The organism is Pseudomonas sp. DWRC2-2, from assembly GCF_049897885.1.
GTDB lineage: Bacteria > Pseudomonadota > Gammaproteobacteria > Pseudomonadales > Pseudomonadaceae > Aquipseudomonas > Aquipseudomonas azotoformans_A.
Genome location: NZ_JAFCXD010000001.1, coordinates 1,277,802 through 1,304,656 on the forward strand (window position 1 = coordinate 1,277,802; position 26,855 = coordinate 1,304,656).

At 59.7% G+C, this 26,855-nt stretch carries 29 protein-coding genes, 1 tRNA gene and 1 pseudogene; 11 read left to right on the plus strand and 20 right to left on the minus strand.

Annotation, left to right across the window (positions count from 1 at the left end):
• Positions 1 to 75 precede the first annotated feature (75 nt).
• Entirely contained in the window at positions 76 to 762 is a 687-nt protein-coding gene (locus ACP7EW_RS06225) for an HAD-IA family hydrolase (protein WP_426215953.1), read from the minus strand.
• A 260-nt stretch (positions 763 to 1,022) separates the two neighbouring features.
• Here ACP7EW_RS06225 and ACP7EW_RS06230 point away from each other — a divergent pair.
• From ACP7EW_RS06230 to ACP7EW_RS06245, 4 genes and pseudogenes are all read left to right on the plus strand, one after another.
• Positions 1,023 to 1,274: pseudogene (locus tag ACP7EW_RS06230) on the plus strand (type II toxin-antitoxin system RelE family toxin); the annotation flags it as partial.
• The gene (locus ACP7EW_RS06235; protein ID WP_426215955.1) at positions 1,228 to 1,584 is read left to right on the plus strand and encodes a helix-turn-helix domain-containing protein; all 357 of its coding nucleotides are present in this window, start codon (positions 1,228 to 1,230) and stop codon (positions 1,582 to 1,584) included. The pseudogene ACP7EW_RS06230 and the gene ACP7EW_RS06235, both read left to right, overlap by 47 nt.
• A 42-nt stretch (positions 1,585 to 1,626) precedes the next feature.
• The gene (locus ACP7EW_RS06240; protein WP_426215957.1) at positions 1,627 to 1,992 is read left to right on the plus strand and encodes a DUF2784 domain-containing protein; all 366 of its coding nucleotides are present in this window, start codon (positions 1,627 to 1,629) and stop codon (positions 1,990 to 1,992) included.
• Positions 1,993 to 2,046: 54 nt separating this feature from the next.
• Positions 2,047 to 2,625, plus strand: coding sequence for a DUF4337 domain-containing protein (locus ACP7EW_RS06245; protein WP_269131688.1), 579 nt, complete (start codon positions 2,047 to 2,049; stop codon positions 2,623 to 2,625).
• A gap of 63 nt (positions 2,626 to 2,688) precedes the next feature.
• Here the strand turns inward: ACP7EW_RS06245 and ACP7EW_RS06250 are convergent, their stop codons facing one another.
• Positions 2,689 to 3,057 (minus strand): hypothetical protein, encoded by a 369-nt coding sequence (locus tag ACP7EW_RS06250; RefSeq protein WP_033901230.1) that lies wholly within the window; start codon positions 3,055 to 3,057, stop codon positions 2,689 to 2,691.
• 149 nt (positions 3,058 to 3,206) lie between these two features.
• Between ACP7EW_RS06250 and ACP7EW_RS06255 the strand changes: the two genes are divergently transcribed.
• Positions 3,207 to 3,866, plus strand: coding sequence for a M24 family metallopeptidase (locus tag ACP7EW_RS06255; protein WP_426215960.1), 660 nt, complete (start codon positions 3,207 to 3,209; stop codon positions 3,864 to 3,866).
• 9 nt (positions 3,867 to 3,875) lie between these two features.
• Entirely contained in the window at positions 3,876 to 4,229 is a 354-nt protein-coding gene (locus tag ACP7EW_RS06260; RefSeq protein ID WP_177074074.1) for a gamma-glutamylcyclotransferase family protein, read from the plus strand.
• Between the two features lie 93 nt (positions 4,230 to 4,322).
• Here ACP7EW_RS06260 and ACP7EW_RS06265 read toward each other — a convergent pair.
• Positions 4,323 to 4,412: transfer RNA gene (locus tag ACP7EW_RS06265), tRNA-Ser, on the minus strand.
• Positions 4,413 to 4,748: 336 nt separating this feature from the next.
• On the opposite strand from ACP7EW_RS06265, the gene ACP7EW_RS06270 reads away from it, so the two are divergent.
• The 3 genes from ACP7EW_RS06270 (at position 4,749) to ACP7EW_RS06280 (ending at position 7,481) form a co-directional block, all read left to right on the plus strand.
• Entirely contained in the window at positions 4,749 to 5,441 is a 693-nt protein-coding gene (locus ACP7EW_RS06270; protein WP_426215962.1) for a crotonase/enoyl-CoA hydratase family protein, read from the plus strand.
• A gap of 212 nt (positions 5,442 to 5,653) precedes the next feature.
• Positions 5,654 to 6,376 carry a 1-acylglycerol-3-phosphate O-acyltransferase gene (locus ACP7EW_RS06275; protein WP_269134224.1) on the plus strand — a complete coding sequence of 241 codons (723 nt, stop codon included), beginning with the start codon at positions 5,654 to 5,656 and terminating at the stop codon, positions 6,374 to 6,376.
• Positions 6,377 to 6,509: 133 nt separating this feature from the next.
• The gene (locus ACP7EW_RS06280; protein WP_016979227.1) at positions 6,510 to 7,481 is read left to right on the plus strand and encodes a magnesium and cobalt transport protein CorA; all 972 of its coding nucleotides are present in this window, start codon (positions 6,510 to 6,512) and stop codon (positions 7,479 to 7,481) included.
• On the opposite strand, the gene ACP7EW_RS06285 is transcribed toward ACP7EW_RS06280, so the two are convergent.
• The 3 genes from ACP7EW_RS06285 to ACP7EW_RS06295 all read right to left on the minus strand — a co-directional run bounded on the left by ACP7EW_RS06285 (position 7,478) and on the right by ACP7EW_RS06295 (position 11,656).
• Positions 7,478 to 8,203, minus strand: coding sequence for an amidotransferase (locus ACP7EW_RS06285; protein WP_426215966.1), 726 nt, complete (start codon positions 8,201 to 8,203; stop codon positions 7,478 to 7,480). The two genes, ACP7EW_RS06280 and ACP7EW_RS06285, sit on opposite strands and share 4 nt — an antisense overlap.
• Before the next feature lie 83 nt (positions 8,204 to 8,286).
• Complete coding sequence (locus ACP7EW_RS06290; protein ID WP_426215968.1) at positions 8,287 to 10,434, minus strand: 3-hydroxyacyl-CoA dehydrogenase NAD-binding domain-containing protein; 2,148 nt, start codon at positions 10,432 to 10,434, stop codon at positions 8,287 to 8,289.
• A gap of 16 nt (positions 10,435 to 10,450) precedes the next feature.
• Positions 10,451 to 11,656 carry an acetyl-CoA C-acetyltransferase gene (locus ACP7EW_RS06295; RefSeq protein ID WP_038847072.1) on the minus strand — a complete coding sequence of 402 codons (1,206 nt, stop codon included), beginning with the start codon at positions 11,654 to 11,656 and terminating at the stop codon, positions 10,451 to 10,453.
• A gap of 647 nt (positions 11,657 to 12,303) precedes the next feature.
• On the opposite strand from ACP7EW_RS06295, the gene ACP7EW_RS06300 reads away from it, so the two are divergent.
• The gene (locus ACP7EW_RS06300) at positions 12,304 to 13,110 is read left to right on the plus strand and encodes a c-type cytochrome (RefSeq protein WP_426215970.1); all 807 of its coding nucleotides are present in this window, start codon (positions 12,304 to 12,306) and stop codon (positions 13,108 to 13,110) included.
• Positions 13,111 to 13,154: 44 nt separating this feature from the next.
• Here ACP7EW_RS06300 and ACP7EW_RS06305 read toward each other — a convergent pair whose 3' ends face one another.
• The 14 genes from ACP7EW_RS06305 to ACP7EW_RS06370 all read right to left on the minus strand — a co-directional run bounded on the left by ACP7EW_RS06305 (position 13,155) and on the right by ACP7EW_RS06370 (position 24,679).
• Positions 13,155 to 13,958: a transglutaminase family protein gene (locus ACP7EW_RS06305; RefSeq protein ID WP_177112198.1), complete on the minus strand. Its 804-nt coding sequence runs from the start codon at positions 13,956 to 13,958 to the stop codon at positions 13,155 to 13,157.
• Entirely contained in the window at positions 13,955 to 14,905 is a 951-nt protein-coding gene (locus tag ACP7EW_RS06310; RefSeq protein ID WP_033901239.1) for an alpha-E domain-containing protein, read from the minus strand. Before ACP7EW_RS06310 ends, ACP7EW_RS06305 begins: the two co-directional genes overlap by 4 nt.
• Positions 14,906 to 14,909: 4 nt before the next feature.
• Positions 14,910 to 16,319 carry a circularly permuted type 2 ATP-grasp protein gene (locus ACP7EW_RS06315; protein ID WP_426215973.1) on the minus strand — a complete coding sequence of 470 codons (1,410 nt, stop codon included), beginning with the start codon at positions 16,317 to 16,319 and terminating at the stop codon, positions 14,910 to 14,912.
• 415 nt (positions 16,320 to 16,734) lie between these two features.
• Positions 16,735 to 17,076 carry a ribonuclease E inhibitor RraB gene (locus tag ACP7EW_RS06320; protein WP_426215975.1) on the minus strand — a complete coding sequence of 114 codons (342 nt, stop codon included), beginning with the start codon at positions 17,074 to 17,076 and terminating at the stop codon, positions 16,735 to 16,737.
• 212 nt (positions 17,077 to 17,288) lie between these two features.
• On the minus strand, positions 17,289 to 17,525 hold the full coding sequence (locus tag ACP7EW_RS06325; RefSeq protein ID WP_426215977.1) for a hypothetical protein: 237 nt from the start codon (positions 17,523 to 17,525) through the stop codon (positions 17,289 to 17,291).
• A gap of 103 nt (positions 17,526 to 17,628) precedes the next feature.
• Positions 17,629 to 18,234, minus strand: coding sequence for an START domain-containing protein (locus ACP7EW_RS06330; protein WP_426215979.1), 606 nt, complete (start codon positions 18,232 to 18,234; stop codon positions 17,629 to 17,631).
• Between the two features lie 54 nt (positions 18,235 to 18,288).
• Complete coding sequence (locus ACP7EW_RS06335; RefSeq protein ID WP_016979374.1) at positions 18,289 to 18,543, minus strand: YkgJ family cysteine cluster protein; 255 nt, start codon at positions 18,541 to 18,543, stop codon at positions 18,289 to 18,291.
• 162 nt (positions 18,544 to 18,705) lie between these two features.
• Entirely contained in the window at positions 18,706 to 19,191 is a 486-nt protein-coding gene (locus tag ACP7EW_RS06340) for a hypothetical protein (protein ID WP_033901242.1), read from the minus strand.
• Between the two features lie 104 nt (positions 19,192 to 19,295).
• On the minus strand, positions 19,296 to 20,735 hold the full coding sequence (locus tag ACP7EW_RS06345; protein ID WP_015885400.1) for a PLP-dependent aminotransferase family protein: 1,440 nt from the start codon (positions 20,733 to 20,735) through the stop codon (positions 19,296 to 19,298).
• A gap of 192 nt (positions 20,736 to 20,927) precedes the next feature.
• On the minus strand, positions 20,928 to 21,743 hold the full coding sequence (locus ACP7EW_RS06350; RefSeq protein ID WP_426215981.1) for an OmpA family protein: 816 nt from the start codon (positions 21,741 to 21,743) through the stop codon (positions 20,928 to 20,930).
• A complete protein-coding gene (locus ACP7EW_RS06355) occupies positions 21,740 to 22,102 on the minus strand; it encodes a DUF4398 domain-containing protein (RefSeq protein WP_033901244.1) in 363 nt (120 codons plus the stop codon). The genes ACP7EW_RS06350 and ACP7EW_RS06355 overlap by 4 nt, the downstream gene beginning before the upstream one ends.
• Positions 22,103 to 22,111: 9 nt before the next feature.
• Positions 22,112 to 22,927: a substrate-binding periplasmic protein gene (locus tag ACP7EW_RS06360; RefSeq protein ID WP_426215984.1), complete on the minus strand. Its 816-nt coding sequence runs from the start codon at positions 22,925 to 22,927 to the stop codon at positions 22,112 to 22,114.
• A 70-nt stretch (positions 22,928 to 22,997) separates the two neighbouring features.
• Positions 22,998 to 23,927, minus strand: a complete 930-nt coding sequence (locus ACP7EW_RS06365) for an electron transfer flavoprotein subunit alpha/FixB family protein (protein WP_016980004.1) — start codon at positions 23,925 to 23,927, stop codon at positions 22,998 to 23,000.
• Between the two features lie 2 nt (positions 23,928 to 23,929).
• On the minus strand, positions 23,930 to 24,679 hold the full coding sequence (locus ACP7EW_RS06370; protein ID WP_017138339.1) for an electron transfer flavoprotein subunit beta/FixA family protein: 750 nt from the start codon (positions 24,677 to 24,679) through the stop codon (positions 23,930 to 23,932).
• 506 nt (positions 24,680 to 25,185) lie between these two features.
• Between ACP7EW_RS06370 and ACP7EW_RS06375 the strand changes: the two genes are divergently transcribed.
• A complete protein-coding gene (locus tag ACP7EW_RS06375) occupies positions 25,186 to 26,850 on the plus strand; it encodes an electron transfer flavoprotein-ubiquinone oxidoreductase (RefSeq protein WP_314532705.1) in 1,665 nt (554 codons plus the stop codon).
• The last annotated feature ends 5 nt before the right edge of the window (positions 26,851 to 26,855 follow it).

Genomic DNA, 26,855 nt, shown 5'->3' on the forward strand with positions numbered 1-26,855 from the left:
GGCTTGCCTGCGATAGCGATCTCAAGATCGCCATCGCAGGCAAGCCCGCTCCCACATTTTTTTGACCGCGTTTGTTCAGCGCAGGGGCGGCAGGCCATAGGCTGCCAGATCGAAGTCCGCGAGCTTGCGGATGATCTGGTCGGCATGGTGGTACTTGCTGTCGGCCATGGCTTCGTCCGGCACGGCGATGGCGGTCATGTGTGCAGCCTTGGCGGCGGTGACGCCAAACGGTGAGTCTTCGAACACCAGGCAATCCTCGGGCGCAACGCCCAGGCGGCGGGCGGCGGTGAGGAAGATGTCCGGCGCGGGTTTGGCGGCGCCGACTTCCGGGTCGTCAGCGGTGACGATGGTGTCGAACAGGCCAAACCATTCGCGGTGCAAGGTGGTCTTGTGACCAAACGAATTGCGCGACGAACTGGTGCCCACGGCAATCGGGATATTGTGCGCCTTCAAGTGCCGCACCAAGGCTTCAGCGCCGGGCATGCCCAGGGCCTTTGGGAAGCGCTCGCTCATCAGCGGCTCACGGATCGTCAGGAATTCAGCGGGCGTGATCGGCAGGTCCAACGCCTTCACCACGTATTCAGCCAGATCCTGGGCACCGCGCCCAATGATGTGCTGCTTGATGCCCCAATCGTAGGTGCGGCCATAGCGTTCGGCGATGATCTGCGTGACTTCGGTGTAGATGCCTTCAGTGTCCAGCAACAACCCGTCCATATCGAAAATCACAGCCTTGATTGGGACAGCAGTACGTGGTGCATTCATCACAACAGATCCTTGGGGGGAAGGACTAAAAGGATTCAGCACAATAGCGGTACGAGTCCCATACAGACAACCTCCGCGACTTTGTATCGCTTCGATTCGCTGCTTGATGGCCCTTCAAATCAGTGCCCAATACCTGGCAACAGTTTTACCGATCGGCATTCTCGGAGACCGTCTACGGTTTGTGAGGGCAACGCGAGCTGCCACTGACTCGCGTCAGAAAATACCCCTTGCAAACCTTATAAAAGACTTATTAACCTCCAATAAACTCCATCCACTGGACCCGAAAATCCGTGAAGCAACTGCTTCGGCTGCATACGTATCATCAGCAACAGGTACGCGATGCTGTGTCAGCGCTTGAGCGCATGCCCGATGCCGCCAACGTCAAGGCATTGGTTAATTACCCCCGTGGTTATCGCTTGCGCGTGGGTAATTATCGAGTCCTTTTCGATTGGGATCGCGATATCCATGTGGTCAGCATTGAAGAGGTCAAGAAGCGTGACGAACGAACCTACTGCCGTACAGATCATCCACAATACGGAGGGCAAACCAGCCTTTGTGGTGATTCCCTATGAACATTACCTGGCCCAGCAGAACGATCCAAATCTGATTCCCCATGCGGTGGTAAGCCGCTTGGTGGATGGGGCAACCCCCATCCGCGCCTGGCGCGAACACCTGAACCTGACCCAGGAGGAAGTTGCCAAACGCCTAGGCATTTCCCAATCTGCATTTGCCCAACAAGAGTCGGTAAATAAACCTCGCCGTGCAACGCGGGAAAAAATTGCCAGGGCGTTTGGCATCAACGCCAGTCAATTGGAGCTATAAGGTCATCCGGGTAAATCCGTACCTCTCAAAGGCAACCCACGTATGCTCTACCGTCTAGCCGCCGACGGCCTCGTTCTGTTCCATCTATGCTTCATCCTCTTTGTCCTGTTCGGCGGGCTGCTCGCGCTGAAATGGCGCCCGGCGATCTGGCTGCACCTGCCCGCCGCCACATGGGGCGTGGCGGTGGAAGTGTTTCACCTGCCCTGCCCGCTGACACGCTGGGAAAACCTGTTTCGTCACCTCGCCGGGCAAGACGGTTACGGCGGCGGATTTATCGAGCACTACATCCTCACCCTGATTTACCCCGCAGGGCTGACCCCACAGATCCAGTTGGGCCTGGGCGCGTTGGTGCTGGTGATCAACATCGCGGTATATGGATGGCTGATCCGGCGTTATTTACAGGCTTGAGACAGCTTCACTGGTGAAGAATCAGACTCCCTCATTCCCTTCACAGACGCCCCCATGTCCGAAGCCTTCGAAGTCCCCAGCCCTCACGAAAAACACATCGAACACACCACCGAACACGCCCACGGCCGTGGCGACAATTTCGCCAGCCGCATCGCCGTGATGACCGCCCTCATGGCCACCCTCGGCGCCATGCTCAGCTACCAGGCCGGCTCCACCGAAAGCGAAGCGGCGATGGACAAGAACAACGCCGCCATCTTCAAGACCGAAGCCGCCAACCAGTGGAATTACTACCAGGCCAAATCCAGCCGGCAAAACCTCGCGGAACTGGCCACCCACATTCCCGGTGTGGACGCGGTGCATTACAAGGAAGAAATCGAGCGCTACAAGAGCCAGAAGGAGGACGTGCGCAAACAGGCCGAGAAGCTTGAAGCCACGTCAAAGCAATGGGATGAAAAATCAGAGCAGGCGCTGCACCAGCATCATCGCTGGGCCCAGGCGATGACCGCGATCCAGATCGCGATTTCGTTGGCGGCGATTACCTTGCTGACGCGGCGGGAGTGGTTGAAGCGGATGTCGTACACCGCAGGCGGCGCCGCAGTCATACTGGGGAGCCTTGCCTGGCTGCATATCTGACCACGTACCTATGGCGAGGGAGCTTGCTCCCTCGCCACAGTCTATGCACTACGCAACATCGAATCAGGCTCGATTCGCCGCACGGCTATGGTGGAAGTACAGATACGCCAGCCCAATAGGCGCAATGAAAACCGCCATGGTCCAGCAGATCGCCATGGTGAACACCTTGACGGTCAACATCAGAATGGCATTCACAAAGAACACGTTGTTGCCAAAAATGTAATCCATGATGCTTTCGTAAACGAAGCGCGCGTAGGGATAAAGCAGGCTGTTGACCACGCAATAGAACAGCGCGCCCAGTGTGAACACACCGGTTTTCGAATGGGTCAGCGCGGTATAGATCAGCACGGGAAAAATCAGCCCGAACAGGAAGTTGCGGATGTAGTACTGGGCAGAAAGCCCGCCGAATGTCTTGCGAAGTACCGGGTGCATTTAGATCCCTCTGAATGGCTGTATTGGAAATGCGGCGACCTTAACAAAGCTTGGAAAGCTTCTCCAGCGTTTCCATAAGCCCTTTGCCATTACACCGCTGTATAGTAAAAGGAATAGCGATAAACCCATTTCAAGCCGAGGAAAAGCCGGTGTCCGCACAACCCAAAGAAGCCGTGGGCGCCGCCTACAACATCGACTCCATGCGCTACGCCCAGGCCATGACCTGGCAAGCCATCGAACAACTCGCCCAACGTGTCCGCCCCGGCATGCGCGAATCCGAAGCCCGCGACCTGGGCAAGCAAGTCCTCGCCGACCTCGACATGCAGCGCATCTGGAACCCACTGCTGGTGCGCTTTGGCGCTAACACCCTCAAGACCTTCAAACAACGCTCCGACGGCGACCCGGTGCTGGGCGAAAACGACATCTTCTTCATCGACATGGGCGCCGTCTGGCAAGGCCACGAAGGCGATGCCGGCGCCACCTTCGCCATCGGCAACGACCCAGACATGCTCGCCTGCGCCAGCGCCGCCAAAGCGCTGTTCGACCGCGTGCAAGCCCGCTGGAAAAACGACCAGGTCGTCGGCCTGGAGCTTTACCGCTACGCCGAAGCACAAGCCCAGGCCATGGGCTGGCGCCTCAACCTCGACATCAAGGGCCACCGCGTCAGCGACTTCCCCCACGCCATCCACCGCGGCGGCGACCTGGGGGATTTCGAGCACTACCCGAATGCCGGGCTGTGGATCCTCGAAATCCAGATCGCCCACCCGAGCAAACCCTACGGTGCTTTCTACGAAGACCTCCTCGCTTAAGGAACTGCAATGAACCGCTCCACCGAACACCCTGTGCTGTTGTTTTCCTACGGCACGCTGCAAGACAAATCCGTACAACTGGCCAACTTCGGCCGCGAACTGACCGGCCAGCAGGATGCGATGCTGGGTTACTCGCAGAGCTGGGTAGAGATCACTGACCCGGACGTGCTGGCGAGCAGTGGCAAGACGCATCATCCGATTGTGGCGCCGAGTACGCAGGCAGACGCCAGGGTTGAGGGGACGGTGTTTCAGATTACCGAGCAGGAACTGGCGGCGGCGGATGCGTATGAGGTGGCGGATTACAAGCGGGTGGAGGTGGGGTTGGCTTCGGGGTTGAGGGCTTGGGTGTACGTGCAGGCCTGATGCGTTGAGCTTGCTGCCTAAAGGCTGTCATACCTCTGAAACTACAAAACCCCTGGTTTCTCTCGAAACCAGGGGTTTTGTTTACATCGAATTTGGCGGTGAAGGAGAGATTCGAACTCTCGATACAATTTCTTGTATACACACTTTCCAGGCGTGCTCCTTAAGCCACTCGGACACTTCACCGTATCTCGTCAAACCAGTTCAGTCTGTCGAGGCGCGCTAATGTAGTCGAAAGCCTTTCTGATGGCAAAGGTTTTTTTCAGAATTTTCATGCGGTTAGCCGGTTATGCCGATCCGCGCCCGGCAAGGGGTGGTGATTGTGCCATTCTCAGGCATCGGCGGTGTGCGTCTGGGGCGGCGATTGCGCCCTACCCTAGGCTCTTCAAACGCCTGTGTGCGGGAAAAGTCTGACTGGGCAGTCAGTCACGGCGCTTTACCGGGGCGGGCGTGGTGGGTAACGTCTGCGCATGCACTGCTATTAACAAGCCTTCTATAACAAATCCTACAAGGAACCGCGTCATGAGTGAGTTAATTGCCTACTACCTCGAAGACGGTATCGCGACCCTGACCTTGAGCAACGGCAAGGTGAATGCTATTTCTCCGGCGGTGGTCAGTGCCTTTAATGAAGCGCTGGATCAGGCCGAGAAGGACCGGGCGGTGGTGGTGATCACCGGCACGCCGGGGATTTTGTCGGGGGGTTACGATTTGAAGGTGATGACCGCCGGCCCTAAAGAGGCGATCGGTCTGGTGACGTCCGGTTCGACCTTGGCGCGTCGTCTGTTGTCGCACCCGTTCCCGGTGATTGTGGCGTGCCCTGGGCATGCGGTGGCCAAGGGTGCGTTCCTGCTGTTGTCGGCGGATTATCGGATTGGTGTGGAAGGCCCGTTCAGCATCGGCCTGAACGAGGTGGCGATTGGCATGACCATGCACCACGCTGGGATCGAGCTGGCGCGGGATCGTCTGCGTAAGTCGGCCTTCCATCGTTCGGTGATCAATGCCGAGATGTTTGACCCGCAGGGCGCGTTGCAAGCCGGCTTCCTCGACAAGGTGGTAGCACCGGAGGAATTGCATGCGGCGGCGCTGGAGGCGGCGCGTCAGTTGAAGAAGCTGAACATGAATGCCCACAAGCACACCAAGTTGAAGGTGCGTAAAGAGCTGCTGGAAGCCCTGGACGATGCAATCATCCAGGACCAGGGACATATCCTGAGCTAAGCCCTACGCCTGATACACCAGAGCCCGACCTTGAGTCGGGCTTTTTCTTACAAATAAATCCGAATCCTCTTTAGCCGCTCTAGCCTGCCCGTGCCGGTAGATATCGAAACATGCGCTTAAACATCGGCTATCTCCTACCTCTACAGGGGTAATTGCCGAATACAGTGCACATCCGTACACTGCGCCACCTTTTGTCCGGATAGGCCGTGTCGATGCTTTTTTTGCTGCGTATGTTGTTGATGGGCCTGCACTTTATGCTCGCCGGTGTGCTGGGCGTGCTGGTCGGTCTGTGTCGGCCGTTCAATCCGGACAACAGTCGCCTGTGTGCTCGCCTTTACGCGCTCCCAGCCATGTGGATTCTGCGGCTGAACGTGAAGGCGGATGTGGACTCGCTGCGCAACAAGCCTGGCACCTGCGTGATCATCGCCAACCACCAGTCCAACTATGACCTGTTTGTGTTCGGCAACGTGGTGCCCTACCGCACGGTGTGCATCGCCAAGAAAAGCCTGAAATGGGTGCCGCTGTTCGGCCAGTTGTTCTGGCTGGCGGGCAACGTGCTGATCGACCGAGGCAATGCGCACAAGGCACGCCGCGCGATGCTCACCACGACTCACACGTTGCAGCATGAAGACACGTCGATCTGGGTGTTCCCGGAGGGCACGCGCAACCTGGGCAAGGGTTTGCTGCCGTTCAAGAAAGGCGCGTTCCATATGGCGATTGCGGCCGGTGTGCCGATTGTGCAGGTGTGTGTGAGCAATTACGTCACTCACATGCAGCTCAATCGCTGGAACAGCGGGGATGTGCTCATACGGTCGTTGCCGCCGATTCCTACCACTGGGATGACTGCGGATGACATACCGGCGTTGATGCAGGCGTGTCATGCACAGATGGATGAATGCATCGCGCAGATGGACCGCGAGTTGCGGGCTGTCTGAAGTTTGTCGGGGGGCGCTTCGCACCTCAGCGCGAGCACGCTCGCTCACCACAAAAAAGCTTGCCGCTACGACGGAACGCCATTCAGGCTAAGCTGCCCAACACCTGTCCTCCCAATAAGAAGCGATCAGCACCATGGGTAGAGTTGTTGCGGCCGCCGTTTATAGCGCCGGTAAGAAAGTCACGGATATCACCCTCGATGAGGGCGCGGCCTGGGCCGCCAAACCCGACCACTTTGTGTGGATCGGCCTGGAAGAGCCCGACGCCCAGGAACTGGCCAACCTGCAACGCCAGTTCAACCTGCATGAATTGGCCATCGAAGACGCCCTGGAAAAACACAGCCGCCCCAAGCTGGAAACCTTCGGCGATGCGCTGTTTATCGTCACCTATTCACCGGTGCGCGAGAACGGCAAGCTGGAATTTATCGAGACGCATATCTTCGCCGGCAACGGCTACATCATTACTGCACGCAACGGTCACTCAGCGTCCTACGGCTTTGTGCGCCAGCGTTGTGAGGCGCGGCCACTGTTGCTGGAGCATGGGGAAGATTTCGTACTCTATGCGCTGCTGGATTTCGTCACCGAGAATTACCAGCCGGTGAGCGAAGCAATCCATGCCGAGATCGATGAGCTGGAGCGCAATGTGCTGTGCAGTTCGTTGAGCGAGCGGGATATCCAGAAGATTCACGGCCTGCGTCGCGACGTGTTGCGGCTCAAGCGTTACGTGGCGCCGATGGTGGAGATCAGCCAGGAGCTACAGAAGCTCAGCTTTCCGTTTATCGATAAGAACATGCGCCCGTACTTCCGTGATGTGCAGATCCACGTGACGCGGCAGATGGAAGACCTGACCACCCTGCGCGATATCGCCAGCCAGACCATAGAGATCGGTGTGCTGCTGGAGGCGTCGCGCCAGAGCGTGGTGCAGCGCAAGTTCGCCGCATGGGCGGCGATCCTCGCGTTCCCCACCGCAGTGGCGGGGATTTACGGGATGAACTTCCAGAACATGCCCGAGCTGCAATGGCACTACGGCTATTTTGCGGTGCTCGGGTTTATCGCGGTGGGTTGCACCAGCCTGTGGGCCAGTTTCAAGCGTTCGGGCTGGCTTTAAGCCTGGGCCTCGGGCTTGTGCGCGACGAAACGCATCATCCATTCCGCCACGGTGGCGCCGTGGTGGTCGCGCTCAAGGCTGGCCACGCCGTTTGTGTAGACCTTTTCGCCCAACGTCGTCTGAAGAATCTCCAGCAACTCGCGGGAATAGTCGCTGACAAATTCCGGGTGCCCCTGGAAGCACAGGACCTGCTCGCCGATGTGGTACGCGGCGAACGGGCAAAACGCGCTGGAGGCGATGACCGTGGCATTCTCCGGCAGTGTGGTCACCTGATCCTGGTGGCTGATCAGTAGCGTCAGTTCTTCCACTTCCGGGCTCATCCACGGCGTCTTGGCATCGAGCTTGTAGTCGTGGATACCCATGCCCCAGCCCTGGCCGGCGCGTTCGGTCTTGCCGCCGAGCAACAGTGCCAACAGTTGGTGACCGAAGCAGATGCCGAGCAGCTTGTCGCCGCGCTCGTAACGTTCAAGCAGGTAGGTCTTGAGGGTCTGGATCCACGGGTCGGTGCCAAAGGAGTCGGCCTTGCTGCCGGTCACCAGGTAGGCGTCGAACACTTCATCGTCCGGCGGGTACTCGCCGTTCACCACGTTGTACACGACAAACTCGGCGGGAATCGGCTGCTTGGCGAACAGGCGCTTGAACATCTGCCCGTACCCTTGGTATTGATCGATCAAGCCTGGACGCAGGATATCGGTTTCCAGGATACAGACGCGTAGCGACATAAAAAATACCTGACACGGTGATGGGAATATTGCACACCCCAGAGCCTGCCTTGAAATACCCCTTCAAGGCAAGCCCCCTTTAATCACCTGAACGTGTCACCTTGCGCCGCTTTTTCGAGCAGTAACGCCGGTGGCGTGAAGCGTTCGCCATATTGTTCGGCCAGGTAGCGAGCGCGGGCAATGAAGTCGTTCAGCCCATATTGGTTGATGAACTGCAACGCGCCGCCGCTCCAGGCCGCAAAACCAATGCCGAAGATCGACCCCACGTTCGCGTCCGCCGTGGACATCAACACACCCTCCTCCACACAACGCACGGTCTCGATGGCCTGGATGAACAGCAGGCGGTCGCGCACATCCTGTGGCGAGATACGTTGATCGGGCCGTTCAAAGCGGCTTTTCAGCTCTGGCCACAGGTATTTCTGCCCGCCATTGGGATATTCATAAAAACCGCCCCCCGCCGCCTTGCCCACGCGTTTGTATTCGTTGACCAACAGGTCGATGACCGCTGTCGCCGGATGTGTCGGCACAGCCTTGCCTTCCGCCTGCTGATCCTTGGCCGTCTGCTGCCGGATATGGCTCATCAGGCTGAGGGACACTTCATCCGACACCGCCAGCGGCCCCACCGGCATGCCGGCTTTGCGCGCCTCGGTCTCGATCATCGGCGCGGCCACGCCCTCACCCAACATGGCGATGCCTTCGTTGGTAAAGGTGCCAAACACCCGCGAAGTGAAGAAACCACGGCTGTCGTTGACCACAATCGGGGTTTTCTTGATTTGCAGGACGAAGTCGAAACCACGGGCCAGGGTTTCGTCGCTGGTACGCGCGCCCTTGATGATTTCCACCAGGGGCATCTTGTCCACCGGGCTGAAGAAGTCCAGGCCGATGAACTTGGCTTGATCCGGCACCGCCGTGGCCAGGCCGCTGATGGGTAAGGTGGAAGTGTTGGAGGCAATCACAGCGTCGGCGCCGACCACGTTTTGCGCGGCGGTGGAGACCTTGGCCTTGAGTTCGCGGTCTTCGAACACCGCTTCGATGATCAGGTCGCACCCGGCAAGGTCATCATCGCTGGTCGTAGGAAGAATCCGCGCCAAGGTGATTTCCCGCTGTTCGGCGGTCAATTGCCCACGGCTGACTTTCTTGTCCAGCAGCGCCGCCGAATGCGCCTTGCCCTTCTCGGCGGCCGCCAGGTTGATGTCCTTGAGTACCACGTCGATACCGGCGCTGGCGCTGACGTAAGCGATGCCTGCGCCCATCATGCCTGCACCGAGCACGCCGACCTTGCGCGTGACATAGGGTGCGAAACCTTGCGGCCGCGAACGGCCTGCATTGATCTCATTGAGCTGGAACCAGAAGGTACCGATCATGTTCTTCGCCACCTGCCCCGTCACCAGCTCGGTGAAGTAGCGAGTTTCGATCAGGTGCGCGGTGTCGAAATCCACTTGGGCGCCTTCGACGGCGGCGCAGAGGATTTTCTCCGGCGCGGGGAAACAGCCCTGGGTCTTACTGCGCAAAATCGACGGTGCAATCGCCAACATCTGCGCAACTTTTGGACTCGACGGTGTACCGCCGGGGATCTGGTAGCCCTTGTTATCCCACGGTTGCTTGGCGTCCGGATTGGCCAGGATCCAGGCGCGGGACTTGACGAGCAGCTCATCGCGATCCGCCGCCAGCTCATTCACCAGCCCGGCTTGCAACGCCTGTTGCGGCCGTACTTTCTTGCCTTCCAGCAGATACGGCAAAGCCTTTTCCAGCCCGAGCATGCGTACCATACGCACCACCCCGCCACCGCCCGGCAGCAGGCCCAAGGTGACTTCCGGCAGGCCCAGCTGCACCGATTTCTCGTCCAGCGCCACGCGATAATGGCATGCCAGACAAATCTCCCAGCCGCCCCCCAGTGCCGCACCATTGATCGCGGCGACCACGGGTTTGCCGAGGGTTTCCAGGCGGCGCAGTTGCGCTTTCAGCACCAGCACGCCGTCGTAGAAATCCTTGGCGCGGGCTTTGTCGACCTTGATCAACTCATTGAGGTCGCCGCCGGCAAAAAATGTCTTCTTGGCCGAGGTGATCACCACGCCGGCAAGGTCATCCTTTTCCGCCTCCAGGCGCTGCACCGTGGCCGCCATGGCCTCGCGGTACACGCCGTTCATGGTGTTGGCGCTCTGGCCGGGCATGTCGAGGGTCAGCACTACGATGCCGTCCTGGCCTTTTTCGTAACGAATGGCTTGGGTCATGACTGATTCCTTGGGCTCAGAGGCGTTCGATAATGGTGGCGATGCCCATGCCACCGCCGACACACAGGGTGGCCAGGCCGTAGCGCTGCTGGCGCACTTCCAGTTCGTCGAGCAAGGTGCCGAGGATGGCGCAACCGGTGGCGCCCAGCGGATGGCCCATGGCGATGGAGCCGCCATTCACGTTGACCCGCGCCGCGTCGATGCCCATGTCCTTGATGAACTTGAGCACCACGGAGGCGAAGGCTTCGTTGACTTCGAACAGGTCGATGTCTTCGACGCGCAACCCGGCCTTGGCCAGGGCCTTGCGCGTGGCAGGCGCGGGGCCAGTGAGCATGATGGTCGGGTCGGTGCTGGTGACCGCCGTGGCGACGATACGCGCACGGGGTTGCAGGCCCAGCTCGCGGCCCTTGGCCTCAGAGCCGATCAACATCAACGCGGCACCATCGACGATGCCGGAGCTGTTGCCCGGTGTGTGCACATGGTGAATGCGCTCCACATGGCTGTAGACCCGCAGCGCGGTGGCGTCAAAACCCATCTGCCCCATCATTTCGAAGCTGGGCTTGAGCTTGCCCAAGCCTTCCAAGGTCGAGTCGCCGCGAATGAATTCGTCATGGTCCAGCAGCACTATGCCGTTCTGGTCCTGCACCGCGATCAGCGATTTATTGAAGGAACCGTCTGCCCGCGCCCTGGCCGCTTTCTGTTGGGAATGTAGGGCGAAAGTGTCGACGTCTTCACGGGTGAACCCTTCCAGAGTGGCGATCAGGTCCGCGCCGATGCCCTGGGGAGTGAAGTGGCTGTGCATATTGGTCTGCGGATCGAGCACCCACGCGCCACCGTCACTGCCCATGGGCACGCGGGACATCGACTCGACACCACCGACCACCACCAGGTCTTCAAAGCCGGAACGCACCTTCATCGCCCCCAAATTGACGGCTTCCAGGCCCGACGCGCAGAAGCGGTTGATCTGCACACCGGCGACGCTGATGTCCCAGTCCGCCACCAAAGCAGCGGTCTTGGCGATATCGGCGCCCTGGTCGCCTATCGGCGTTACGCAGCCGAGCACGATGTCGTCCACTTGGTGGGTGTCGAGGTCGCTGCGCCGGGCCAGCGCCGTGAGCAGGCCGGCCACCAGGTTCACCGGCTTGACGCTGTGCAGGGCACCATCCGCCTTGCCTTTGCCACGGGGCGTGCGTATCGCATCAAAGATCAAAGCTTGGGTCATGACGTCCTCGAACCGCTGTGCATGTGTGCCTCTACCTTAGGCCCGATTGACACGGTTTCAATGACGGATGCGCTCATTGCTTTTGACCCCCTCGCTCGGACGAACGGTAGTCTCCTAAGCTAATAGCCGGGTTAATCGTTTTAGCTGTCTAGCCAAGGCATTGGCGCCAAGATGGCGATATGCCTCATGCCTTTTTAAGCTGAAATATTCATGAGCTGATATGAAATGAGTCTAAGCCACGAAGAACGAGGGCTCTAAGGTTGAATCAGTAGGAAGCCACTGCCGGGTTTTGCTGGAGCGGCTGTAAGAAAAGCGACACGTCATCTCGCCATACTGAAATAAAACCGGCACGCATTTGACGCTCAGGAATAACAACAAAAGGCAGTCAGCCATGTTCAAACATTCGAAAGTACGTCAGGCGGGACTCATTCTGTTCGCCACCACACTGATTCTGATCTTGCCCAACTTGACCAAGGTCATTGGGTGACCCCTCAACGCCCACATTCCGTGCCTTCGCAGCACCGGGTTTGCAGCTTTTGGCAGCACCTGCCGGGACATTGCGCATAGCGGTCCTGCAGGGGCTGCCTTTTTGCGCGCCGATTTCCGGTATCGTGAGCATCATCGCCACTTCACACCGGGCCTGCCTCTTGAAATCGATCTTCGCCCTCTTCGCCTTGCTGATCGCGCTTCCCGCTTCGGCAGCACAATTGACCATCGAACTCGACCACACCCACAAGACGTGGCAGACCGCTGATCTGCTCAAGCACCCGCAGGCGCAAACGGTGCAGATTGTCGATGACGTTTCCTACAAGCGCACCATGAGTTATCGCGCAGTGCCCTTGGCCGCGCTCCTACCGGGGCTGAAACCTGAAAGCCACTTGCAGGCCGTTGCCCTGGATGGTTTCGCTGCCGAACTCACTGCTGCGCCGCTGCTGGAAACCCACGGATCACGCGCCTGGCTGGCGGTGGAAGATCCTGCCCAGCCATGGCCCGCATTGGCGGACGGCAAACCGAGTGCGGGGCCGTTCTACCTGGTGTGGACCGACCCGCAAGCCGGGCACATCAGCCCTGAGCAGTGGCCGTTCCAGATCTCCGGAATCAAACAGTTGAAGACGGTTGCCGAGCGCTTTCCCGCACTGTTGCCGGACCCAAAGCTGGCAGCCAATGACCCGATCAACCAAGGCTTTGTGCTGTTCCAGAAAAACTGCCTGGCTTGCCATCGCCTCAATGGCGCCGGCGATGCGCAGGTAGGGCCGGACTTGAACATTCCGTATAACCCCACCGAGTATTTCGGTGGTGATTTCCTCAAGCGCTATGTCCGTGACCCGCAAAGCTTGCGGCATTGGCCGCAGGCGAAGATGCCGGCGTTTGCTGCCAGTGTATTGCCGGACGGCGAGCTGGATTTGTTGGTGGGGTATTTGAAGCATATGGCCGGGCGTAAACAGCAACCTTAAACATCGGATGAGGAACCCTTGTGGCGAGCGGGCTCGCCACAAGGTCATTGCTGCTGGACGGAGATCACCGGCGTCGGCGCCACGAACACCTTGGCATGCATCTGCTCATGCCCCCCGCCACGCCGCATCCCACGCACCGGGCAGGCATCCAGGTAATCCAACCCCACCGCCAGCTTCAAATGCCGTTCCGGCCGTGCAAGCTGGTTGGTCACGTCAAAGCTGTACCAGGCGTCATCCAGCCAGGCTTCAGCCCAAGCATGGCTGGCCAGGTGCGTGCTGTCCTCCGAGTACAAATACCCCGACACATACCGCGCTGGAATCCCCAGGCTGCGCGCGCATGCCAGGAACGCGTGGGTGTGGTCCTGGCACACGCCCGCACGGCCGGCGAAGGCCTGGGCGGCGCAGGTGTCGACTTCGGTGGCGCCGGGCGTGTAGACCATCGCCTGGTTGAGCGCGTGCATCAGGTCGATCAACGCGGTACGGTCACGACGTTGATGGCATTGCTGGTCGGCAAACCCGCGCAGGGCTTCGTCGGGTTCCGTCAGGCGGGTGCAACGCAGGAACGGGAACGCGGATTGGCTCTCGTGTTCGGCCTCGCGTAACTCGTCGATGTCCACCTGGCCACGGGCGCCGATGATGATGGCGTCGTGGGGTTCATCCAGGGTCAGCACATGCAGGATGTTGCCGAACGGGTCCACCTGGGCGCGAACCGGACGCGGCAGGTCGAGTTGCCAACTGAGTACGTGCTGGCGTTCGCTGTCGTGGGGCGTCAGGCGCAGGTACTGGATGCTGGCACGGACCTGGTCTTCGTAGTGGTAGGTGGTTTCGTGGCTGATGGAGAGTCTCATGCCGCCTCCAGGTAAGAACTGTAGATGGCGTCGCCCAACTGGCGGACCAAGGGGATAAAGTCGGTCAGCCAGGCGTGCAGGCCTTCCTCGAGGATTTCATCGATGGCGGTGAAGCGCAGGCGCGCGTCCATCTCGGCGGCCAGGCGCTGGGCCGGTCGACCGTTGAGGCCCGGCAGGCTGGCGAGAATCTGGTCGATCTCTTCGCTGCAGGCACGCAGTGAGCGCGGCACATCGGCGCGCAACAGCAGCAACTCCGCCACTTGCCGAGCGCCAGGGGCATCGCGGTAAATCTCGGTGTAGGCCTCAAACGACGACAACGCACGCAACAAGGCGCTCCACTGATAGTAGGCGTGGGCGGTGCCATCGGTGACCGCTTCGGCGCGATCGCCGGCCATCTCATAGCGGGCGTCCAGCAAGCGCAGTGTGTTGTCGGCACGCTCGATAAACGTGCCCAGGCGAATGAAGCGGAATGCATCGTTACGCATGATGGTGCCGTAGGTGGCGCCACGAAACAGATGGGAACGCTCTTTGACCCACTCGCAGAACCGGCTCATGCCATAGCGGCTCAAGCCCTGCTGGGCGATGTCGCGAATATCCAGCCAGGTGGCGTTGATGTTTTCCCACATGTCCGCGGTAATTCGCCCACGCACCGCATGGGCGCTGGCCCGCGCAGCGCCGAGACAACTGTAGATGCTGGCCGGGTTGGCGGCATCCAGTGCAAAGAAGTGCAACAGGCGTTCTGCATGCAGTTCGCCGTGGCGTTCGAGGTAATCCTCCAGGGTGCCGGTGATCAACAGCGGCATGGCCAGTTCGTGCAGGCCATCGCCGCGCCCGTCCTGGGGCATCAGCGACAGCGAATAACTGACATCGAGCATGCGTGCGAGGTTTTCCGCACGTTCCAGGTAGCGCGACATCCAGTACAGATCCGAAGCAGTTCGACTCAACATGGCATCAGTCCTCCACCACCCAGGTGTCTTTGGTGCCGCCACCCTGGGACGAATTGACCACCAACGAGCCCTCACGCAACGCCACGCGGGTCAAGCCGCCGGGGACCACACGGGTTTCCTTGCCGGATAACACGAACGGACGCAGATCGATATGACGCGGCGCAATGCCGTTTTCGACAAAGGTCGGGCAGGTGGATAAACACAAGGTAGGCTGGGCGATATAGGCGTGGGGCTTGGCCTTGATACGGGCACGGAAGGCCTCGATTTCTGCCGCAGTGGACGCTGGGCCCACCAGCATGCCGTAGCCGCCGGAGCCTTGGGTTTCTTTCACCACCAGGTCCGGCAGGTTGGCCAGCACGTGGGACAATTCATCGGGCTTACGGCACTGGAAGGTCGGAACATTCTTCAGGATCGGCTCTTCGTCCAGGTAAAAACGGATCATCTCGGTGACGAAGGGGTACACCGACTTGTCATCCGCGACGCCGGTGCCGATGGCATTGGCCAATACCACATTGCCAGAGCGATAAGCCGCGAGCAGGCCCGGCACGCCGAGCATGGATTCGGGGTTGAAGGCCAACGGGTCGAGGAACGCGTCATCCAGGCGACGGTAGATTACGTCCACCGCCTTGGGCCCATCGGTGGTGCGCATGAAGACGCGGTCATCACGCACGAACAGGTCGGCGCCCTCCACCAGTTCCACGCCCATTTCACGGGCCAGGAACGCGTGCTCGAAGAACGCACTGTTGAAGCGACCAGGCGTCAGTACAACCACGCTGGGGTTATCCAAGGGGCTGGAGCTTTTCAAGGTGTCGAGCAGCAAGTTGGGGTAGTGATCGATGGGCGCGATTCGCTGGGCGGCGAACAGCTCGGGGAACAGGCGCATCATCATCTTGCGGTCTTCGAGCATGTAGCTGACGCCGCTCGGCGTACGCAGGTTGTCTTCCAGCACGTAGTACGTGCCGTCACCGTCGCGTACGAGGTCGACGCCGGAGATGTGGGAATAGAGGTCGCGGTGCAGGTCCAGCCCCTGCATCGCCAACTGGTATTGCTCGTTGGCCAGCACCTGTTCAGCGGGGATGATTCCGGCCTTGATGATGCGCTGTTCGTGATACAGGTCGGCGAGAAACATGTTCAGCGCCTTGACCCGCTGGATACAGCCGCGCTCGACAGTCCGCCATTCGCTGGCAGGGATACTGCGCGGGATGGTATCAAAGGGAATCAACCGCTCCGTACCCTGCTCGTCCCCGTAAAGCGTGAAGGTGATCCCGGCACGGTGAAACAGCAAATCGGCTTCGCGCCGGCGCTGGGCCAGCAATTCAGCAGGGGTTTCGGCCAACCAACGGGCGAACTCGCGGTAATGAGGCCGGACCTGGCCTGCCCCATCGTACATTTCATCGTAATAAGTGCGGATCATGCCGAACTCCTTGTCACCCGGGCGCTAGAACCATCGCAAGGCCCGTGCCAGCGGCATAAACACTTAAAAATCAGTGAGTTGAATTAAAACCAGAATCCAGTCGCACCGTCCTGGTGCGCAGAATGCCCGGTGCATGGCCCGACGCTTCATCGCAATGCGCGCTTTGACTATCAACAGCATAGTCAGAGTTGATTTCACTGCCCGGCCAAGCCTGCGGATAATCGGCCCCATCTGCTGAACAGGACTCGTCCTACAGTTTCAGCGAACCGCTCTTCCCTTTAAGCCACCCTCTTGGGTGGCCTTTTTTTTGGTGCGCAAAAATAGCGCGCAAGTTCCGAATATTTTCCCACGGCACAAACAAAATCGGCCGACCCAAAGGTCAGCCGATACGCTGTGTTTCTCATACTTCAAGCTGCTACATGGGTAACCCACGCACCTCCTGCTTCACGCCCCATCCCTCGATGATCCCGCCCAGCGGCTCGACCACCGCCCCAAAGTCTTGCTCGAAGTCTCCAATGCCGTCGTAGGTAGCGGACATGATCTTGCTCAGCTCCAGGTACCAGGCGCCATCGTCGCGCGCACTGACCTGGGCATTCAGGGATTCCCCACGAAACTCACCCGCAGCCCGGCGCGCACGTTCCTCATCCGGGAAAATGGCGTAGAACTCGATGGGGTGGAAACGCGAGAAGTCGAAACCGCCTTCTTTCATGCGGCGCAGAACGTGGGTGCTGATGTCTTCTTGATAGGCTGTGCTCATGAAAAGTGCTCCTCGAATTGATGGATAGACTTTCCGTGCTTCCCGAAGCCCACGCCTTACTGGCGTGGGAACTACGGCAACAACATCACCGCTGGAAAACAAGCATGTAGCTGACAAGACCAGAACTAGCGATTCATTCGCTGATCTCACTTGCAGAGTAGCGCGAAGCTATCACCTCCACCAGAGGTGCTTGAAGGGTGGACAGGTAATGTTCAGGCGGCGGGAGAGATGTCGAGGATCTGGATACTGTTCTGGTCTTTGAGGATCTTGACCGTAGGCTCGGGCTTGCGGCCCTCAAGGTCATTGAGGTCCAACTCGGCGGCAACGGGCACCAGCTTGTTGCGGATCATGTGTGCCGCATCTTCGAGGCTGGGCTTCTGCTCGCAGGAGAACTGCTCGACGGACTTCACGCCGTGATCATCAACGAAGGTAATCTGCCACTTTTGCATCGGTGCCTCCTCGATAAAACCCGTGTGTGGGCTTACCTCTATCTGGACCTTGGGGGCTCGGCAAACGTTCCACCCAAGGTAGGAGACACCTGATCAGCTGCGTTTACTTCTCAGCGTGTTCTTTCAAGGCTTTCAAGGTGTTGAACGGCGCGTCCACCACGAACTTGTTGGCAAGCCACGAGGGCACGCTCCCGCCTGGCTCGGTGTGAACCTGGTAGGTGACTTCGGTCTGGTTGTCGCCCTTAGGCACCAGTTTCCAGAAGCCGTCGACCTGGGCGACACGTACGTAGCCTTTTTCTTCCGGCTTGTAGGTCGGCACGCCTTCCAGCTTACGGGTCAACGTGCCGTCGGCCGCCTTGGTGGTGGTGATGTGCAGGTAGGAATCACGATCCGTCACAGGGAACGGGGCTTTGAATTGGGTGTAGGTCCAGCTCTCGTCGCCTTTTTTGTCAACCAGCTTCTGGGCCTTGCACTCGTGGATCCAGGCACAGGCACCGGCGACGTCTTCCTGGAGTGCGACGATTTTGGCTACTGGCGCCTTGATCACGGTCACACCGCGATACGCCTTGTATTTGGAGCCGGCAATTTCGCTCAGGGACACCTTGATACCGTCTTCGTCCTTGGCGACTTGCCAATCCTCAGCCTGGGCAGTGGCAGCAAACAACACCGTAAACCCGCACACCACAGCCATTCGTTTCAGCGAACCCATTGTTGTATTCCTTATTGTCGAAGTTCCGAAAAAAAGTTCCGATAGTAAAGCCCATCAAGCCGCCGTCATCTGCTCCCACCAGCCGATCAAGCGGATCGCATCAGCCTGGTCGGTGCCGCAGACCTCGAGATCCGCCTTGAAATCACTGCACACCGCCGGTCGCTCCGGTTGGCCGAAAATCTGGCATAGCAGTTCGACCGACAGGTGCACACAGCGAACGCCCGCCGGTTTGCCCTGCGGCATTCCGGGTAATGGCGAACTGATGGAGGGGGCGATGCAGCATGCGCCACAGCCTTCACGGCAATTCATGACCAGCAGGTCCTCGACGACTCAATGTGGATGGCCGGGCTAGAGTACGCCCTAAAACAGCCGTTTTAAAATGGTCTAACAGGGGTTTTTCGCAGAAAACAAAAGTGACTGACCAGTCTCCGACACATGGTCGGCGGTCGACGTCACCTTTGTGGGAAAAGTTTACTGCTTGAATTCGAATTCCAACGCCGCGCCTTCCACTTCGCGCCGTTCTTCGTTGCGCAATTGCAGCTTCATTTCATTGCTGAGCAAGCGGCCATTGATCTGGAAGGCGCTGTTGTCGGTGGGCTTCTCGCCGAACATCGGCGGCAACAGGGGCACGCTTTTGGGTTTGGGCATGGTGCCGATAGGCTGCAAGTGCCTGACCATGTCCGACGGCAGCGACAGGTCCAACTGTGCCGGTGGCAATTGCGTCTGCGTCACTTCGCGGGACGCCTTGGACTTACTGGCCGCACGTTTCTTGGCGGCGGCGGTGGTTTTTTTCACCGTTGGCGCTTGTTTAACGGGGGCGGGTTTTTTCGCGGGAGTCTTCTGCTCGGTACTGGCGGCGGGCTTCGTTTCGCTCACAGGGGCTGCCGCCAGCGCTGTGCCGACGTTGCACAGGCTTAACAAGCCAATCACCAAAACCGCGCGAACAATCGAAGTCATATTGCCTACAGCATTAACGGCAGAGGGCCATATGCTCGCTTGTTGTGCGCGGCATGACAAGCGCGGTGATTAGCGTGCTATAGGATTTGTCCCCGTTCTGAGCGTCACAGTCCGGCTGCCGTCTCCTGGCACAACTGACTCGCCAGCATCCCCAAAGTCATGAGCGCACGCTCTGCCTCGCGGTTCCACGGCGTACCGCAGTTGAGGCGAATACAGTGGTTGAACTGTTCGGTATTACTGAAAATCAGCCCCGGCGCGATGCTGATGCCCTGTTGCAGTGCGCGCACGTGCAGTTCCTGGGTATTGACCCGTCCGGGCAAACTGACCCACAGGATGAAGCCGCCGGTCGGACGCGTCATCTGTGTGCCTTCCGGAAAATATTGCTGCACGGCCAGTTGGAAGGCGCTGAGGTTCTTGCGGTACTCCTGACGGATGTAACGCAGGTGGCGGTCGTAGCCGCCGTTCTCCAGGTACGCGGCGACGCCCATCTGCGTGACGCTGCACGCGGAGTGGGTGCTGAACATCTGCAAGCGCTGGATTTCCTGCTGGTACTTGCCGGCGATCATCCAGCCGATGCGCACGCCGGGGGACAGCGTCTTGGAAAAACTGGAGCAATAGATCACCCGATCCAGGCGGTCATAGGCCTTCAGGGCCTTGGTGCGGCCCAGTTCGAACATCAGCTCGCCGTAGATATCGTCCTCGACAATCTGGATATCGAAGTCCGACGCCAGGCGCAGTAACTGTTTCTGCCGCTCTTCGGGCATGGTGCCGCCCAGCGGGTTACTCAGGCGCGTGGTCAACACCAACGCCTTGATCGACCATTGGTTGGCCGCCAGTTGCAGGGCTTCCAGGCTCATGCCGGTGGAAGGATCGCTGGGGATCTCAATGACTTTAAGGCCCAACAGGTCGGCCAGTTGCAGCAAGCCGTAATAGGTCGGTGACTCTGCGGCAATCAGGTCGCCCGGCCGCGTCAGCACGCGCAGCGACATCTGCAACGCATCGACGCAACCGTGGGTGATCACCACTTCGGAAGGGTCCACCACCACGCCCGCATCGCGCATGCGGATCGCCACCTGGCGGCGCAGCGGTTCAAAACCGGGGCTGAACATGTAACTGAATGCCCGTGGGCTCTGGAAGCGCGTGACCTTGGCCAACTGCTGGTGCAGCGCGCGTACCGGCAAGTAGTCCACGCTCGGCACGGCGGCGCCCAGTGGGAACACGCCTTCACGGCGCGACTCGCCCAATACCTGCTGGATGATGCTGCTGCGGGTGACCAAGCCCGGGCGTTCGACCCGGGCGATGTCCGGCGTCGGCGCGGTGAGTGCTGGCGTCTGGTGCACGTAATAGCCGGACTGCGGCCGCGCCCGGATCAGGCCCTGGTCTTCCAGGTTGGCGTAGGCCTGCAACACCGTGGCGTGGCTCACGTTCAACTGCGAGCTCATCTTGCGCACCGAAGGCACGCGCTCACCCGGTTGATAGACACCGCGCCGGATATCCTCAGCCAGTTGCTGGGCGATACGTTGGTAAAGCAACAGATTGGTCATGACGCAGCACTCGATTTCACGGGTATTTTATTTTTGTGTGAAACATACCGGCACAGTTTAGAAGTGTACGGGGACAGTTGCCACAATAGTCGAGCGCGCGTTGGAGTGACAGCAAAAACTGTAAGGGTTGGGTCATGGAGTTACAGGCAACAAAAACCCGGGATAAACCCGGGCTGATGGGAGAAGGCAGGTTTATCGAGCGGCGCCCAATTGACCTTTCTCATCCGAGAACACAATTTCCACCCGACGGTTCTGCGCCCGGCCCCGCTCGGAGGCGTTGGCCTCCACCGGGTATTGGTCGCCATACCCTTCAACCTGGATGCGTTTTTCGTCGATCCCCAGGTCGACCAGCACATCCGCCACCGACTGCGCGCGGTCACGCGACAGTTCGAGGTTTTCGCGTTCGCCACCGGTGTTGTCGGCATAACCCTCGATGCGCACCACGCGCTTAGGGTTGAGTTGCAGGAACTGTACGATTTTCAGCACCGTGCGGTTGGCCGAGTTTTTCAGCTCTGCTTCACCGGTATCGAACAGCACATCGCCCAGGGTCATCACCAGGCCGCGATCGGTCTGGGTAGTGGCCAGGCTGGCGATCTGTTCTTCCAGCCACTTGCCCTGTTGCTGCACACTGGTCAGCTTGTTTTCCCGCAGGGCCAATTGCAGGCGCTGACGCTCCAGTTCGAGCTTGACGCGGCGTTCTTCGTTCAGCCCCTGCTCGGTGTGTTCGCGAGCAATCGCACTGTAGCGCTGGCTCAGGTAGGCGTAATGCACCACGTCGGCGCCGCTGCCCCAGTAGCTGGACAAACGGTCGGCACGGGCCAGGGATTCACCGGCGCGGATCACGTCCTTGGGCGCAAAGCGCAGCACGTTGGCGTCTTCCTTGACTTGCTGGAAGTCGTTACCTGCCTGCTGCAAGGCCTGCTCGCTGTCGGGATGGCTGGCGCAACCGCCCAACACGGCGGTGCCCAACAGCACCGCACAGCTCAAACTACGGATCATCGGGCTCATTGGGCTTCCCCCAACTGCAATTGCTTGCGCAGGCGGGTAATACGGCTGTTGAGCACGTTCAGTTGTTCCTGGCTCTTGCGCGTCAGCACCTTGGCTTCGGCCAGGCGTGCGTCCAGCTCGGATTGCTCGAAACGCATACGGGCGTTTTTGTAGGATTGGTCGGCCATGCTCGACTTGGCCCGGGCGAACTTGGCTTCGGCCAGTTTCAATTCGGGCGATTCATCCGCGTTGGCCCCCACGGCACTGGCTTGCTCCAGGGCTTGCTGGGTGAGGCGCATTTGTTCATTCGGCGCAGGATCGGCTGCACATCCCGCCAGAGCGACAACGGCGAGGGCCGCGAAAAGAGGTCGAAGAGTCACTGAAAATCCCTACTTTGTTGGGGTGCCGACGGGTTGCTGCAATTGCGCTTTCCAGCGCTCCAGATTGCTCTGCAACGCAGCTTGCGCCACACCGGACGCGGGCAATTCTGTCATCTTTTTGGCCAGCTGTCCGCGTAGCCACGGATCATTGCAGGCCGAGTTGTGGGAAATCGCCAGGTACAGGCCCGGCTGGTCGATGGGGATATCGCGGGCCATCAGGTCGTTGCTCATGCCCAGGGTCTGCGCCATGGCCATGCCGGAATAACGCCCGGCCAGCACGTAGTCGACTTCACCCAGCAGCAGCTTCTGGAACGCCGGCGTCAGCGACGGCAGGCGTTGCAGGCTCAGTTGCTCACCGGCGAAGGTTTCGAAGGCCGCGCTCAAACGCGCACGTTCCGACACCGCGCCTTTGTGCTCGTGCAGGTCGGCGGCAGTGGCATAGGCCAGCGCCGAGTCCTTGCGCGTCCACACCAGGTAGTCGAGTTGCACCAAGGCTGGGTGGATGTAATCGAGGGTTTCCAGCTCACCCAGGTTCAGCGGTGCGTCGGCGAGGATGTCCATGCGCCCGCTGCGCACTTCCTCCAGGGCCAGGGAGCGCTTGCCACCGTAGAGCAGGTCGATTTTCAAGCCGAGGTCCTTGCCCACTTGTTGCAAAACATCGGCGGTGGCGCCGATCAGGTGCGTGGGGTCTTGCGGGTCGCGCCAGAGCAACGGCGGCGCATCCGGGCTGCCGGTGATCACCAGGCGATCGCATTTGCCGGCGGCCAGCGACAGCGTCGGCAGCAATGTGAGGCCCAGCAGTACCGCCCAAGGGCGCAATTCCATGGCGTGTGTCTCCAAGTCAAAAAAAAGCCCGGTCACAAGGACCGGGCTCTTTATAAGTGAAGCCGCTGGTTTAGACCAGCTTCTCCAGCTCAGGTACAGCTTCGAACAAGTCCGCCACCAGGCCGTAATCAGCCACCTGGAAGATCGGCGCTTCTTCGTCCTTGTTGATCGCAACGATCACCTTGGAGTCTTTCATACCGGCCAAGTGCTGGATCGCGCCGGAGATACCGACGGCGATGTACAGCTGTGGCGCAACGATCTTGCCGGTCTGGCCGACCTGCATATCGTTGGGTACGAAACCTGCGTCGACGGCCGCGCGGGAAGCGCCGACCGCAGCGCCCAGCTTGTCGGCCAGGGCGTACAGGTGCTTGAAGTTGTCACCGTTCTGCATGCCACGCCCGCCCGAGACGACGATCTTGGCAGCGGTCAGCTCAGGACGATCCGACTTGGCCAGCTCTTCGCCTACAAAGCTGGAAGTGCCAGCGTCGTGGGCAGCCGCGACGGCTTCAACGGCAGCCGAACCACCTTCGGCGGCAACCGGGTCGAAACCAGTGGCACGCACGGTGATGACTTTGACCGAAGCGTTGGACTGTACGGTAGCGATGGCGTTACCGGCGTAGATCGGGCGCTTGAAGGTGTCAGCGCTTTCAACCGAGATGATCTCGGAGATCTGGTCAACGTCCAGTTGCGCGGCAACGCGTGGCAGGATGTTTTTGCCGTTGGAGGTAGCAGCAGCCAGGATATGGCTGTAGCCAGCGCCCAGCTCTGCAACCAGAGGGGCAACGTTTTCCGGCAGTTGGTGAGCGTACGCGGCGTTGTCGGCCAGCAGCACCTTGCTCACACCAGCGATTTTCGCAGCGGCCTCAGCCACGGCGCCAGCGCCCTGACCTGCAACCAGCACGTGGATATCACCACCGATTTTCGCAGCGGCAGCCACGGTGTTCAGGGTGGCCGGGGCCACTACCTTGTTGTCGTGTTCAGCGATTACCAAGATAGTCATGATCAGATTACCTTCGCTTCGTTTTTCAGTTTCTCGACCAGTTCGGCCACCGACTTGACCTTGATGCCCGCGCTGCGTGCAGCCGGTGCTTCAACCTTGACGGTCTTGTTGGTGGAGGCGGTGGAAACGCCCAAAGCTTCAGGAGTGACCGACTCAAGCGGCTTCTTCTTGGCTTTCATGATGTTTGGCAGGGACGCGTAGCGCGGCTCGTTCAAACGCAGGTCGGTGGTGACGATGGCCGGCAGTTTCAGGGAAACGGTCTGCGCGCCGCCGTCGATTTCACGGGTTACAGCGACGCTGTCGCCGCTCACTTCGACTTTGGAGGCGAAGGTGCCCTGGCCGTAACCGGTCAGTGCAGCCAGCATCTGGCCAGTCTGGTTGTTGTCGCTGTCGATGGCCTGTTTGCCGAGGATCACCAGCTGAGGCTGTTCCTTGTCGACAACGGCTTTGAGCAGCTTGGCCACGGCCAGGGAGGTCAGGTCTTCAGCGGACTCGACCAGGATGGCGCGGTCGGCACCCAGTGCCAGGGCGGTACGCAGCTGCTCTTGAGCAGTGGTAGGGCCGATGGAAACCACGACGATTTCAGTCGCCACGCCTTTCTCTTTCAGGCGGACGGCTTCTTCCACAGCGATTTCGCAGAAAGGGTTCATCGACATCTTGACGTTAGCAAGGTCGACGCCGGAATTGTCCGCCTTGACGCGAACTTTCACGTTGTAATCGACAACGCGTTTGACAGCTACAAGAACCTTCATGGATTCCTCGTTACTCTCCGGTGAAAAGAAAGTCGCCTAGGCGAACCTGGCGGTTGATGCTCATCGGCACACAAGGGCACCTCCAAAAACGCAGGCGGTGACCTTGCTCACGGGAAATGATGACCGTTCGTCAGTGGTGACTGAGAGGTCATTCTTTATCGCAGCGTGTAAACTGCGCGCCAGTGTCTGGACGCGCGCCACCTGTCTTGCTTTTGGACGTGCTCTTGAAACCTGCAGTCTGCCTACGGTTAGCGCAAAACCGACCGTATATTGACCGGAACACCTATTCTGGTCAATACGGCAAAATAGCCAGTCATAAGCCGCACCACTTTGATTTACCTAGCCTGCGGGCAATTCAAACAAACGTTTGTATTGGACGCTGGCAGTGGTGTAGATATAATGCGCCACCTAGAGAGAAAGGTGGGTCTTGCCGTTGCCGCAAGACAACACCGAACCTCCACCCATTAGAAAAAAAAGCCTGTTGAGCCTTGAGTAGGAGATAGCCTGTGGAACGCGAATACATGGAATTCGACGTGGTCATCGTCGGCGCTGGCCCGGCGGGACTGTCTGCCGCCTGCCGACTGAAGCAGAAGGCCGCCGAAGCCGGTAAGGAAATCAGCGTCTGCGTGGTCGAGAAAGGCTCCGAAGTCGGCGCGCATATCCTCTCCGGTGCCGTGTTCGAACCCCGCGCCCTGAACGAACTGTTCCCGGACTGGAAAGCACTCGGCGCCCCGCTCAACACCCCGGTGGTGCGCGACGACATCTATGTACTGCGCAGCCCCGAAGCCTCCACCAAGGTGCCTGACTTCTTTGTGCCCAAGACCATGCACAACGAAGGCAATTACATCATCTCTCTGGGCAACCTGTGCCGCTGGCTGGCCCAGCAGGCCGAGAACCTGGGCGTGGAAGTCTACCCAGGCTTCGCTGCCCAGGAAGCGCTGTTCGACGAAAACGGCGTGGTGCGCGGGATCATCACCGGCGACCTCGGCGTCGACCGTGAAGGCAACCCGAAAGAAGGCGTCTACACCCCAGGCATGGAACTGCGCGGCAAGTACACACTGTTCGCCGAGGGTTGCCGTGGCCACATCGGCAAGCAACTGATCCAGCGCTTCAACCTGGACAGCGACGCCGACGCCCAGCACTACGGCATCGGCCTGAAGGAAATCTGGGAAATCGACCCGGCCAAGCATCAGCCAGGCCTGGTGGTGCACACCGCCGGTTGGCCGCTGGACATCATGAGCGCCGAAAACACCGGCGGCTCGTTCCTCTATCATCTGGAAAACAACCAGGTGGTCGTTGGCCTGATCGTCGACCTGTCCTACAGCAACACGTTCTTGTCGCCGTTCGATGAGTTCCAGCGCCTCAAGCACCACCCGGTGCTGGCCCAGTACCTGGAAGGCGGCAAGCGCATTAGCTATGGCGCCCGCGCCATCTGCAAAGGCGGCCTGAACTCGCTGCCAAAGATGGTCTTCAAAGGTGGCGCATTGATCGGTTGCGACCTCGGCACCCTGAACTTCGCCAAGATCAAGGGCAGCCACACCGCGATGAAGTCTGGCATGCTCGCCGCCGACGCCGTGGCCGACCGCCTGTTCGCCGAATCCGAAGGCGGAGATGAACTGACCGCTTACGTCGACAGCTTCAAATCCAGCTGGCTCTACGAAGAACTGTTCGCCAGCCGCAACTTCGGCCCGGCAATGCACAAGTTCGGCCCGATCATCGGCGCCGGCTTCAACTGGTTCGACCAGAACATCCTGGGCGGCAAAATGCCGTTCACCCTGCACGACACCAAGCCGGACTACGCCTGCCTCAAGCTGGCCAAGGACAGCAAGAAGATCGACTACCCGAAACCCGACGGCAAGCTGAGCTTCGACAAGCTGAGTTCGGTGTTCCTCTCCAGCACCAACCATGAAGAAGAGCAACCGTGCCACCTGAAGCTGAAAGACCCGAGCATCCCGATCGGCACCAACCTGCCGCTCTACGATGAACCGGCGCAGCGCTACTGCCCGGCCGGCGTGTATGAAGTGATCACCAAGGAAGACGGCGAGAAACGCTTCCAGATCAACGCCCAGAACTGCGTGCACTGCAAGACCTGTGACATCAAGGACCCTTCGCAGAACATCACCTGGGTCACGCCGGAAGGCGCGGGTGGGCCGACTTACCCGAACATGTAAGCCCG